General features: G+C 47.4%; 12 protein-coding genes. 4 read left to right on the top strand and 8 right to left on the bottom strand.

Annotation, left to right across the window (positions count from 1 at the left end; genetic code table 11):
- Nucleotides 1–21 precede the first annotated feature (21 nt).
- On the bottom strand, nucleotides 22–933 hold the full coding sequence (gene rnz / locus M3212_RS10860) for a ribonuclease Z (RefSeq protein WP_251193990.1): 912 nt from the start codon (nucleotides 931–933) through the stop codon (nucleotides 22–24).
- 9 nt (nucleotides 934–942) lie between these two features.
- Complete coding sequence (locus M3212_RS10855) at nucleotides 943–1,461, bottom strand: type 1 glutamine amidotransferase domain-containing protein (protein WP_251193989.1); 519 nt, start codon at nucleotides 1,459–1,461, stop codon at nucleotides 943–945.
- 137 nt (nucleotides 1,462–1,598) lie between these two features.
- On the opposite strand from M3212_RS10855, the gene M3212_RS10850 reads away from it, so the two are divergent.
- The gene (locus tag M3212_RS10850; RefSeq protein ID WP_251193988.1) at nucleotides 1,599–2,666 is read left to right on the top strand and encodes a peptidoglycan-binding protein; all 1,068 of its coding nucleotides are present in this window, start codon (nucleotides 1,599–1,601) and stop codon (nucleotides 2,664–2,666) included.
- Nucleotides 2,667–2,680: 14 nt separating this feature from the next.
- Here M3212_RS10850 and M3212_RS10845 read toward each other — a convergent pair whose 3' ends face one another.
- The 3 genes from M3212_RS10845 to ilvA form a co-directional block, all read right to left on the bottom strand.
- Nucleotides 2,681–3,325 (bottom strand): YitT family protein, encoded by a 645-nt coding sequence (locus M3212_RS10845; RefSeq protein ID WP_251193987.1) that lies wholly within the window; start codon nucleotides 3,323–3,325, stop codon nucleotides 2,681–2,683.
- A gap of 183 nt (nucleotides 3,326–3,508) precedes the next feature.
- Nucleotides 3,509–4,408: a chemotaxis protein gene (locus tag M3212_RS10840; protein WP_251194056.1), complete on the bottom strand. Its 900-nt coding sequence runs from the start codon at nucleotides 4,406–4,408 to the stop codon at nucleotides 3,509–3,511.
- 37 nt (nucleotides 4,409–4,445) lie between these two features.
- The gene (gene ilvA, locus M3212_RS10835) at nucleotides 4,446–5,693 is read right to left on the bottom strand and encodes a threonine ammonia-lyase IlvA (protein ID WP_251193986.1); all 1,248 of its coding nucleotides are present in this window, start codon (nucleotides 5,691–5,693) and stop codon (nucleotides 4,446–4,448) included.
- A gap of 280 nt (nucleotides 5,694–5,973) precedes the next feature.
- Between ilvA and M3212_RS10830 the strand changes: the two genes are divergently transcribed.
- Nucleotides 5,974–6,177, top strand: a complete 204-nt coding sequence (locus tag M3212_RS10830; RefSeq protein WP_285874272.1) for a hypothetical protein — start codon at nucleotides 5,974–5,976, stop codon at nucleotides 6,175–6,177.
- Nucleotides 6,178–6,248: 71 nt separating this feature from the next.
- Here M3212_RS10830 and M3212_RS10825 read toward each other — a convergent pair whose 3' ends face one another.
- The 3 genes from M3212_RS10825 to M3212_RS10815 all read right to left on the bottom strand — a co-directional run bounded on the left by M3212_RS10825 (nucleotide 6,249) and on the right by M3212_RS10815 (nucleotide 8,703).
- Nucleotides 6,249–6,635 carry a YppE family protein gene (locus M3212_RS10825; protein ID WP_251193985.1) on the bottom strand — a complete coding sequence of 129 codons (387 nt, stop codon included), beginning with the start codon at nucleotides 6,633–6,635 and terminating at the stop codon, nucleotides 6,249–6,251.
- A gap of 74 nt (nucleotides 6,636–6,709) precedes the next feature.
- Nucleotides 6,710–7,252 (bottom strand): chromosome-anchoring protein RacA, encoded by a 543-nt coding sequence (gene racA / locus M3212_RS10820; RefSeq protein WP_251193984.1) that lies wholly within the window; start codon nucleotides 7,250–7,252, stop codon nucleotides 6,710–6,712.
- A gap of 413 nt (nucleotides 7,253–7,665) precedes the next feature.
- Nucleotides 7,666–8,703: a DUF2515 family protein gene (locus tag M3212_RS10815; RefSeq protein ID WP_251193983.1), complete on the bottom strand. Its 1,038-nt coding sequence runs from the start codon at nucleotides 8,701–8,703 to the stop codon at nucleotides 7,666–7,668.
- Between the two features lie 147 nt (nucleotides 8,704–8,850).
- On the opposite strand from M3212_RS10815, the gene recU reads away from it, so the two are divergent.
- Nucleotides 8,851–9,459: a Holliday junction resolvase RecU gene (recU, locus tag M3212_RS10810; RefSeq protein WP_251193982.1), complete on the top strand. Its 609-nt coding sequence runs from the start codon at nucleotides 8,851–8,853 to the stop codon at nucleotides 9,457–9,459.
- A 24-nt stretch (nucleotides 9,460–9,483) separates the two neighbouring features.
- On the top strand, nucleotides 9,484–12,120 hold the full coding sequence (locus M3212_RS10805) for a transglycosylase domain-containing protein (RefSeq protein ID WP_251193981.1): 2,637 nt from the start codon (nucleotides 9,484–9,486) through the stop codon (nucleotides 12,118–12,120).
- Nucleotides 12,121–12,247: the final 127 nt, after the last annotated feature.

The following is a 12,247-nucleotide window of genomic DNA, read 5'->3' as shown; positions in this document are numbered from 1 at the left end:
AGCTTTCGGCACGAATATGCGCTACAGCTTAAAAATCATCCCGTCATAAGCGATTCTCGCAGCAGGAAAGATGCTTTTCGCCTCAAGCTCAAGCTCCTTCTCTTCTTCCGCATAGCGGGAGCTGATATGGGTAATGATCAAATGCTCGACGTCTGCTTCTCTCGCCAAAGAAGCGGCTTCTGTAATCGTTGAATGACCAAAACGTTGGGCATGCTCCTGCTTGTCAGCGCGGAAAGTGCCTTCATGAATCAACAGGTTGGCCGCGTCGGCAAAAGTCTTCATCTTCTCGCTCAACCTCGTATCGCCAGCCACGATTACGGTACGTCCTTTTTTTGCCGGGCCAAGATAATCGCGCCCATTCACGATCGCTCCATTCGGGAGCTTCACGACCTCCCCGCGCTGGATTTTTTGGTAGACCGGTCCCGGCGCGATACCGATTTCCTGCAGCCGTTCGACCTGCAAGGTACCCGGACGGTCAGCCTCCGTCAGCCGAAAGGCGTAGCTCGGAATGACGTGATCAATCTCCAGCGCCTCAACTGACATCATTTCATCGGCAAAAATAGTCCCTTCCTGAACGATGACATATTCCACGTCGAAAGACAAATAGGAGGAAGATACGGATAAAGCCGTTTCGACAAAAGCCTGGACGCCATATGGTCCGAAAATCGTCAGCGGTGTCGTCGCTCCCTGGGCAGAGCGTGAGCAAAGTAAACCGGGCAAGCCAAAAATATGATCACCATGCAGATGACTGATAAAAATTTTATCTATTTTTGTCAATGTAATCGGACTATCGAGAAGCTGATGCTGGGTCGCCTCACCGCAGTCAAACAACCATTGCGCGCTTTTTCGCTGTAAAAAACGAACAGCCAGTCCACTGACGTTCCGCTGTTTGGAAGGCAGTCCCGCTCCCGTTCCTAAAAAATGAAATTCCATAGCAGTCTCCTAGGCAAGCGCATCAGCAAATGCCTTTGCATACGGCGGCAAATCCGGCGGTCTGCGGCTTGAAATCAAATGACCATCCACAACGACCGGTTCATCAAGCCATGTCGCTCCCGCGTTTTCCATGTCATCACGAATCCCCGGGGTACTCGTTACGTTTCGCCCGCGAAGTATATTGGCTGATATCAAGACCCAGCCAGCATGGCAGATTTGTCCGATCGGCTTCTTCTGCTGATCCATTTCCTTAACCAAGTCAAGCACTTGCGGATAGCGTCTAAGCTTATCCGGCGCCCAGCCGCCTGGCACAAGAATCCCATCATAGTCACGGGCAGTCACAGCATCGAAGGCGAAATCAGAAGTAGCCGGCACGCCATATTTCCCGATATATTTTTTTCCTTTTTCCTGTCCGACCAGATGAACGGTAGCGCCTTCCTCCTGCAAACGCATTACAGGATACCAAAGTTCAAGATCTTCAAATTCATCATCGACGAGTGCGATAATTTTTTTATGCTGCAATCGCATACGCTCACTCCTTCTCTTTCATGTCATTGTGTATAAGTATAGCATGGATTTTTCATTGCAAAAAGGAAATCCGGTTCTAGTACCAGCCTGGCATCATAAACTATGTGATGTATCATTGCGACAACAGGAGGGAACAGATGAAGACGAAAACGAAAGGAACGCTGTTGCTGTCTGCGGCTATGCTTGGAACCGTGATGTATATGCCACTGAACCAGGAAAAAGCGCTTGCCGCGCCAAAAAAAGGCGCACCTCTCGATCATTCATGGTTACTCCAGTTTGGCCGGACTGACGCCCAGGTGATGCAGCTGCAAAGCTACTTAAAAGCATTCCATTATTATGACGGGGCGATCGACGGATTTTTTGGCCTGTTGACGAGACAGGCGGTCACCTCTTATCAGCGAAATCATGCCTTGAAAAGCGATGGAGTCGCCGGGCCGGAAACGAGCCGTCATCTGCGGCTGTCAACAGAGATCCGTTTTGCCAGTCAAGAAGAAAGAACAGTCACAATCCAGCAGGGAGAAAACAACCCGGAGCAGGCGTTAATCGCCTCCGCTCATTCACCGTCCTTAAAAGGCAGCTCGGCTCAATTGCTGAAAGAAGGAGTAAAAGGGCCGGCGGTTAAAAAGGCTCAGCAAGTGCTGGCCGATTACGGCTACTATCAAGGAGTCGATGGTATTTTCGGTCCAAGAACGACCGCAGCCGTCAAGCATTTTCAGCAGGCACATGGGCTTCAGGTCGATGGCATGATAGGCCCTGAAACAAAAAAAGCACTGAAAGCTCCGCAAGTTAAGGCGGCGGCAGTCAGTGCGGAACAAGAGGAACAACAAGTTGAACAGCAGGTCGAGCAGCCCGTTCAGGATTCGCTCATTCAAACCGCGCTTTCCCTCCAGGGTGTTCCTTATGCCTGGGGCGGTACGTCAACGGCAGGTTTCGATTGCAGCGGGTTTATTCAATATGTGTTCCGCCAGCATAACAAGCAGCTGCCACGGACGACAAGAGAGCTTTTTCGCAGCGGACAATCGGTTTCTCAGCTAAAGACTGGTGATCTCGTCTTTTTCTCAACAGCTCAGAGCGGACCTTCTCACGCCGGCATTTACCTGGGAAACCGGCAATTTATTCATGCCGGTTCATCGACTGGTGTTACGGTATCTTCGTTAGACCAGCCTTATTGGGCACACCGCTATCTCGGCGGCAAACGATTTTAGGAAGTAAAAGACACTTATTTCGCCGGAGTGTTCAGGTCAGAGCCCGATCCGACGACCGTCTGATAATCGGCCGCTGCGGCGTCCGCCTTAATCGGCGACTTTTTGTAGCGGCCAATTATTGCGCTGGCAAGAAAGATCGTGACGACGGACAGCAAGGCAAAATTCCAGCCGACGAGAAAAGCGGCACTAAGGACGATCAGCAGATCACTAATGAAAATCGTCCAGCCACGGTTCACACCCCAGCGATGATCGATATACAAGGCCAGAATATGAATTCCGCCAAGCGAGGAGCCATTATTCAGCACAAACGTGACGCCTGCTCCGATCAAAAGACCGGAAATGATTGCCACAAGCCACGGCATCATTTCAATCTTTGGGAGCAGCGTAAGGCTGTCGCCAATGATCGAAATCGCGGTAATCGACATAAAGCTTGAAAACGTAAACCACTTCCCGAGCTCCTTGACCGACATCAAAAAGAAGGGCAGGTTGACAAGGAAAAACAGCACAGCCCACGACCAGGGGGTCAAATAGGTAAGGACAGTCGCAAGTCCTGCTGTTCCTCCAAATGTTAATTGGTGGATGCCGAGAAGATGCAGTCCGACAGCCGTTAACACTAGACCGAGCAACACGAAGAACAATTGTTTTACACGTTCTTTCATCCGATCACCTCCCTTTTACTCTACGAGATAAACGGCGCTTGGTCAATGAATATCAATGTATTTTTATTCATTTGAATTTTCTGACAGAAAGATATAAAACACTGCTAATAACCGTGTTTCGCCAAATTTATTAAGACCACAAAAAATATCCTGTATTGGTGTTATACAGGATATCATTCATAGTTAGACAAGCTGATCAATTTGTCCAATCAGTTTAACAATCTCCGGTTTGCTCACCTGCCCATCCGCTCCGACCCGCTCGCCCTTATGGTAAAGGTCATCCGTAATCAGCGAGGAAAAAATAATGACAGGAATGTCTTTTAAGCTTTCGTCCTCTTTTATTTTCCGGGTCAAATGATGGCCGTCCATTTTTGGCATTTCCAAGTCTGTAATCAACAGATCTACTTCATTGTAGACGTCGCCTGTCGATTTCAAGTATTCGAGGTAGTCCCACGCTTCCTTGCCGTTTTGAAAAAACGTCACTTGGTCGTAGCCCGCTTCGGCAAGTGTGTCATGCAGCAGCTTCTGCAGCATCGCCGAATCTTCAGCCGCGACAATCTTTTTATGGCGTCTTTCACGCTTGCCTAATGTCTTCACCTGAGAAACGTTAATTCCTTTATCTGGATTAATGTCGACGACGATCTTTTCAAAATCAAGCAGCAGAATCATCTGGTCGTCTAACTTGACCACTCCTGTAGCTGCACTTTCAAGATTTTGCGATAAGTCGGTCGGCTTCTCGATCTGCTCCCATGACAGGCGATGAATCCGTGATACACTCTGGACCCGGAAGGCCACCTTTAACTGATTTAATTCCGAGATAATCAGCTTGTCCTCCTCAGGATGCTCCGAAGGAGGAAAGCCAAGCACAGTCGTAAGATCGACAACGGTCAGCACTTCATCACGCAGACGAACAATCCCTTCAATATGCGGATGACTGTTTGGCATAGAAGTGACCGGTGGTGCTTTAATAATCTCGCGCACCTTCATGACATTAATGCCAAATACTCCTGTCCCGACTTGAAAGACGATTACCTCGAGTTCATTTGTTCCGCTTTCTAATAAAATCTCTTTGTTCTGTTGAATCACCGCAAATCCTCCCCTTGTTTTTACGTTGTGACAGCTAAATTAACAAATTAAACAGGCTGGCATCCTTGTTGATTTCCTGATAATCAAAGCCTTTTTTCTGCAAACGCTTGATCAGCGGTTCATAATCCTGATGACATTTCAATTCAATTCCGATCAGAACAGGTCCATTTGATTTATTGTTTTTCTTTGTATATTCAAATCTAGTAATATCATCATGCGGTCCGAGAACATCGGTAATAAATTCTTTTAAGGCTCCGGCGCGCTGCGGAAATTGGACAATGAAGTAATATTGCAGTCCTTCGTAAATTAAGGAGCGTTCTCTCATTTCCTGCATTCTCCCAATATCGTTATTTCCCCCGCTTACGACGCATACGACGGTCTTCCCTTTTATTTCTTCCTTATAAAAGTCAAGCGCTGTAATCGACATCGCTCCTGCCGGCTCGGCAACAATCGCATTTTGATTGTACAGCTCCAAGATCGTCGTGCAGATTTTGCCTTCCGGAACGAGAACAATATCGTCAAGGACGTTTTTGCAAATCTCAAACGGCAGCTCCCCTACTTTTTTGACAGCTGCCCCATCGACGAATTTGTCGATCTTCTCAAGCTCGACTACCTTACCCTGTTTCAACGACTCCTTCATCGACGGCGCCCCGCTTGGCTCGCAACCAATGACCTTCGTCCGCGGGCTGATGCTTTTAATGTAGGTACCAACCCCGCTAATTAAGCCGCCGCCGCCGATCGAAGAAAATAAATAGTCAATGTTCTCATCGATATCGTTCATAATTTCCATTCCGACCGTACCTTGTCCAGCGACGATTTTCTCCTGGTCAAACGGGTGGATGAACGCCATCTGGTGCTCCGTGCAGTAAGCCATTGCCTCGTTGAAGGAATCATCAAACGTATCTCCGGTTAAAATAACTTCAACGTATTCTTTTCCAAAAAACTTCACTTGATCGACCTTTTGACGCGGAGTCGTCGATGGCATAAAAATCTTTCCGTTAATCCGGAGCGTCTGGCAGGAGTAAGCAACACCTTGGGCATGATTTCCCGCACTGGCACAAACGACGCCATTATTCAGCTCCTCAACGGATAAACTCGAAATTTGGTAAAAGGCTCCACGGATCTTAAAGGAGCGCACGACCTGAAGGTCCTCTCTTTTCAAATAAACTTGACAATCATAACGCTCTGAAAGCACTTGATTCTTTTGAAGCGGCGTATGCGTTACGACGTCTTTTAAGCGCTGGTTGGCTATAATGATATCTTCAATATGTACAGTTCCCATCGTCTTGTCCTTTCATTTCAAACTGAATCTTACAATAACTTCGACTACTTACATAGTACATTCATCTTATCATAACGCCTATCGTTTGCGAACCCCGGAGCTTCGTTCGATTATCGTGCATTCTTTTGTTCAGCTCACAGATTAGCCATATTTATCGCGGCGGTTTAGGTTGATAATTTGTTTTCCGCTCCCTATAATAAAAGGGATAGTCAATGGGATCATCTGACAGTCATTGATTTTTGAAGGGAAAGATACATACGTAAAAAGAGGAGGGTTGATCTTGGGTAAAGTGATTTCATTTTTGGGAGCTTGTCTCGTTGCTTTCTTAGTTCCGCTTCAGGTTCTGGCTGCGGCCGCCGAAGAAAGCGGAGCTGAGGAAGTGGCCCACGCAGAGCCATCCGGGATGCTCGTAACCATTTTAGCGATCCTGTCCTTCGCGACAATTATTTTTATGACGTTTTTAGCTTTTCGTGATAATGGCTAAAAAAGAAAGCAGCGTGACCGCTCTGCATGAAGCAGGAGAGGAAACGCTGCTTTTTTCTGTTTGTGACCGGTTCATTTACCGGTTGCCGCTGAGATGGCATCGAGCAGCTGATTCAGGACGTACTCGACTGATTTAAAAGTTTCCATTTGTCTTTTTAAGCTTGTCTCTTTGTAAAAAGATTTGATCGCAACAATTTCAAGATTCTCCGCCGTCTGCTGAAGCTGACTTGGATGCAGGTGCAACGGCCTTTCCTTCTGGACAAAGGCCGTTGCCTCCGGCAGCCATTGCTCCCGAAGCGCCGCCACCTGATCGGCAAACGGCTTCACCTTGCCGAAAAAGTCTGGTTCATAGCTGTCATACCGGCGAACGATCTCAAGATAATATTCCTCGGCTTCTTTATTAAGAGCGAGTAAATCGCTTGTGTATTGCTGTAAGTGAGAACGTGTTTCCCTGCTCATAGCTCAGCACCTCCGTTCTCAATCTTACCAAATGGCTGCCATGCTTCAAAGTGCTTTGCCTTCTTCATTGCGAATCAGAAAGAAAACAACTGCATCAACGTCCGCCGCTTCTTTTTGACCTCGTCACCGGCAACCAGCGGTAGCTCGCTCTCATGTCCGTGCTGCGGATAGTCGATCTTCTGTTCCATTTGTGCCAGCCGCTTCTCCAAGCCTTTAATGAGCTTCATCATTTCTTCCAGCTCCGAACGGTGCTTCAACAATTGGTAGCTGACGACTTCATCAGCTTTTTTGCTAAGCCGGTATTCCAGCTCCTGAACCTTCTTCATTACCTCCTGCAGCTTTTTTTCATATAGTTCTGTATCAATCGTCTGCTGAAGCTGTGCCGGTCTTTCCTCTTTCATTCCCGGATATTGCTCAAATGTGATTTCTCTCATTCGTTTCCCGAGAGCGAGCTCCTGTTGGATATGCTTCATAATCTCCACATGCTCCGCGGTAAATTGGTAGTGCCCATGTTCGTTCGTTTCGCAATCTAATCCGAAATATTTTACCCAGCGCTGGACCGTCGTCGGGTTCACACCTAACTGCTCTGATACATCCTTCGTTTTCCATGTTTTCATTGTCGGTCCCTCCTTCTAAATAATAAGCTTGAGGGTACTTTCTCGTCGCTTTCCGCAAATTCCTTTGCGCCTGACAAAAGTAGAATTGATTCGGCAAACAAAGTGCTGATTCCGTAAGAAACGAAACAGAAGGCGGAATTTTGACTGAACATGCATGGAAAGGCAACGATCCGACAAACTACTCATAAAGGAGGGACGTATGATGACAAATAAACGTACAAAAAGCAACAAGCAAAAGAATAAACGACAGCCAGCTGACAAAGGGCTCAATTCATATACTGGCGATAAAAAGCTCGGTGGACCAAACCGTCCTGCGGAATAAGGCAGGGAGCAAACACCCTTAAGCAATGTGCGAAGTCTGCCCCTGGTTTTAACATCCTTTACCGAAGGAATCTGTTGAAAAAGGAAGTTTTTCAGTGGCCTCTACCGAAGCGGGTTTCTTCGGTAGGGGATTTGCGCAGAACGGAGCGCCTGCCATGTTTTTCTTCTCCTTGCGACCTCTCTCCCAGTCTCAATAGTTGCTTCAGCTTCATAAGAAGATATAGCTCGCTCATCTTCATCTGCAGCCAGTTAGTCCGCTCAACCGGCTCTATTTCCTTTTCCTCTGCAAACAGCGCTTCGATATCCTCCTCGCTCCGTAAATACCAGTCCTTACGGTTCGACCAATGATGGGCGACGAGCGGTACCGTTCCTCTGAGCGGCGGACTCGTGTTAGAAAAGGACCATTTCATATATTGACCATAATCATAGCGCGAGCCGGTTGGCGGTGTATCCTGTAAAAACCGGATAATCCCGGCGTGAATCAGCGGATGAAACAGCAGCTTTGCGAGCTGCTTTCCGAACACTATACGCTTTTGGACATCGCGAAAATCGCGCGTGTACAAGCCGTACAGCTTACCGCTTTTCGTTGGAAATAGGACATAGCTGAAGTGAGCATGCTCTTCAGCCACATACAGCAGCGTCTCAAATACCCGGTTTTGATAAGGGCGCTTCCGCAGCACCGTCCCTTCTATCACAAATTGTTCATTAATAATTAGCGCCGTGCAAAGCCGCTCCTCATCGCCCTTCTCGCAAAACCTCCTCCACTCGTTCTGCATGAACCTGCTCGTTCCCAATGCCGCCAGCAATGAATAATCAGGCTTCCCTTTTTTCTTTGCCCGTTCATACCAGAGCAACTGCGGAAAGGCATCGGCGAAAATCGTCCAGTTTGCCCGCTCGTACGTGGAAAATAGTAAGTCCCTCTTCTCACTGGTGATCAAAACGTGAAACCATTTGCTCCAAAGATCCGTCATATTCCAGCCAGCGTTACGGGAAACGAGCCCGGCGAGCAGCGCCCACTTAATCTCCGGATGCTCATTGTAAAACTGTTCATACAATACGGTACGTGAAATATTATCGAGATTTCCTTGCGCTGTTTGTTTTTTTATCGCATCTATTACATGTTTTTTCATGATTTTCAGCCTTTCTTTCATCGTATCTACAAAAAATGACCTACCTTTTCAGCAACCTTTTATGGTAAGATAATGTGATGGAATCTACCTTATTTTGATCTCTATCTTTGATTCCATGCATTGTTTTAGAAAGGTTTGTGAGCGGTTATGGCGATTCATTATCCAAATGGTAGACGCTTCGAAGCAAATCCGCCCCCTGTTAAAAAAACGGGCGCAGGCACAACGAATATGTACAGCAATCGCGGCATGACGCTGGAAGAAGACTTGAACGTCACGAACCAGTATTATTTGGAGCATCAGCTCGCTGTCATTCACAAGAAGCCGACACCCGTGCAGATTGTTGACGTTGACTATCCGCGCCGCAGCGCTGCTGTCATTAAAGAAGCCTATTTCAAACAGGCTTCAACGACGGACTATAATGGAGTTTTTAAAGGGCGCTATATTGATTTCGAAGCCAAAGAAACAAAGAATAAAACTTCCTTCCCGTTGAAGAACTTTCATCAGCATCAAATTGAACATATGCGCCAAGTCATCGTTCAAGGAGGGATTGCTTTTGTTATTCTTCGCTTTACCGTAACAGATGAAATCTATTTACTGGATGCCAGCCATCTCCTTTCTTTTTACGACAGACAGGAGCAAACCCGAAAATCCATCCGAAAGTCGGATATTGAACAGTTAGGGTATTCGATTAAAATAGGATATCATCCACGAATTGATTACTTGAAAGTAGTTGAATCAGTCTACTTTACAAAGTAGTGGATGCAGAAAGGGAGAGACACGATGTCAAAAGAAATAAAAACAAGACAGGGACGTCGTCAAGCACGTCAATCAATGAAAAAGGGGAAAAAGACGACAAAGAAAGGTCTTTTGAAAAAAATATTTCTATTAATTGTCACGCTTGGTGTAATTGCCTGCATCGCCGGCGGAATCACGGTTTTCGCCATGATTCAGGGAGCACCTCCGCTTGATGAAGACAAGCTGACATTATCACAGGCAGCGCAAATGTTTGACCAGAATGATGAGCTCGTCTCACAGCTCGACTCAAGTGAACGGCGGGTCAATGTCAGCATTCAGGATATCCCGCCAATCGTCGAGGATGCGTTCCTTTCCGTGGAGGACATCCGCTTCCGCGAGCATTTTGGGATTGACATCCGCCGCTTGTTTGGCGCAGTCGCAGCCAATATAACCGAGGGATTTGGCGCTGAAGGGGCAAGTACGATTACCCAACAGCTCGTCAAGAACCTTTTTCTGAACGAAGAGAAGCGTTTAACGAGAAAGATTCAGGAGCAATATTTAGCGATCAAACTGGAACAGCGCTATTCGAAGGATCAGATCCTTGAGATGTATTTGAATCAGATTTATTTAGGCTCCGGCGTATACGGGGTCGAGCTCGCCTCGCAAACGTACTTTAATAAATCGGTCGGCGAATTGTCGCTCGCTGATGCCGCGTTGCTCGCCGGGATCCCACGCCGTCCAAGCTTTTATGATCCAACGAAAAATCCAGAAGCTGCCGAAAGCCGACGCAACCTCGTCCTCTCGCTGATGGAACAGCACGGAAAGATTACGAGTGAAGAGGCTGAAGCGGCAAAAGCGATTCCATTGGAGGATCAGCTTGAATTAACAGAGCGTGAGTCTTATCCGTATGAAGCCTTTTATAATCAAGTGTTGGCAGAGCTTGAAGAAATGGAAGGGATCACGGTCAATGATCTCTACAATGCTGGACTAAAGGTCTACACAACGCTTGATGTCGAAGCGCAGGAGCATGTCGAAACCGTCCTGCAAACAGATCAGTACATTACAAGTTTTCCGGATAATGAAGACTTTCAGGCGGGTATTACCCTGCTCGATACAAAAACCGGGCAAATCAAGGCGATCGGCAGCGGCTTGCAGGATACCGATGTCCAGCGGGGCTTTAACTATGCGACAGATCTTCGCAAACAGCCTGGTTCAACGATTAAGCCGATTTTGGATTATGGTCCGGCAATTGAGTATTTGCAATGGTCGACCGGCCACGTCCTCGTTGATGAGCCTCATGAATACAGCGTCGGTGTACCGATTCGCAACTTTGACCGTTCCTACGACGGCGCCCTTTCGATGCGACGGGCCTTAGCTCGCTCGCGCAATGTTCCGGCAATCAAAGCGTTGCAGGAGGTCGGTGTTGACCGTGCTGAGGAATTTGCCAAAGGGCTTGGCGTTCCAATTGAATATGATGATGGTGAGATGCCGGAAGCATTTGGCCTTGGTGGTTTCCGTGATGGTATTTCCACCCTTCATCTCGCCGGTGCTTACGCCGCTTTTGGTAATAATGGAATGTACACAAAACCACATACCGTCCGGAAAATTGTCTTTCCTGACGGCCGGGAAATCAATATGGCACCTGAAGCACAAAAAGCAATGAGTGACTATACGGCCTATATGATTACCGATATGCTAAAAACAGCGGTAACGGACGGAACCGGTACGACTGCAAACATTCCAGGCTTACCGATGGCCGGAAAAACGGGAACAACGAATTTTGATGAAGATACCCGCCGGGCTCATGGCATCCCGGAAAATGAAGTGCCGGACATTTGGTTTGCCGGCTATACAACAAATTATACAGCTGCCGTCTGGACCGGCTTCAGTCGGAATGGTCCGAATAATTACCTGAGACGCGGTGAAGAGCGCCAGCTCGCGCAACGAATTTTTAAAGCGGTGATGGAGGAAGTATCGGCTAATCAGCAAACAGAAGATTTCACCATGCCGAATTCAGTTGTCCGCGTCGGCGTCGAGCGCTCAACCGGTTTACTGCCTAGCCCTTATACGCCGCAGAGTGAAATTGTTTATGAACTGTTTGTCCGTGGCAATGAGCCGACCCGTGTCTCAGAGGAATTTATGGAGCTTGCTGCTCCGTCGGGTATGATGGCCAGCTATGAAGCAGAGAACGATCAAATTATCGTCAGCTGGAATTATCCAAATGACCTTGCGGATGAGGTGACCTTCGAGCTGCAAGTATCCGTTGACGGCAGCAGCCCGCAATTGCTCGACCGGATGAAAGACATGCAATTTATTTTTAACGCGCCAGAACATGGCTCGACGTATGAATTTACGGTTCGCGCGATTTCGGATGAAAATCCAAATGTCCAAAGTGATTCCGCCTCAGCCCGTGTCGTCATTGAGGATGCGACTGAAGAGGATGAAGAGGACATACCGGACCCACTTGAGGAACTTGATCCCGATGGCAATCCGCTGCCTGGAGAAGATGAGGAAACCCCTCCAGACGAAAACGGCAATAATGGCAACGGGAATGATAATAGCGGACCTGGAAATGGCAATAACAACGGCAACAATCCAGATGACAACAATAATAATGGAGATGCAGAACAGCCTCCTGTCACGGAGCCCGATGAAGGTTCTGCCGAAGGAAACGAAACCTAGAGAAAACTGATTATGCTTAGAGGCTTGGAAAAGGTAAATACAACCTTTTATCCAAGCCTCTTCTTTATCGTTTACAGGATGATGAATTTCAATTATAGTTATTAAAGAGTAATTATATCTATAATGA

The organism is Halalkalibacter oceani, from assembly GCF_023715705.1.
Taxonomy (GTDB): domain Bacteria; phylum Bacillota; class Bacilli; order Bacillales; family Bacillaceae_D; genus Halalkalibacter; species Halalkalibacter oceani_A.
The sequence above is the reverse complement of the archived record's forward strand: the minus strand, read 5'-3'. Positions and strand labels throughout refer to the sequence as shown.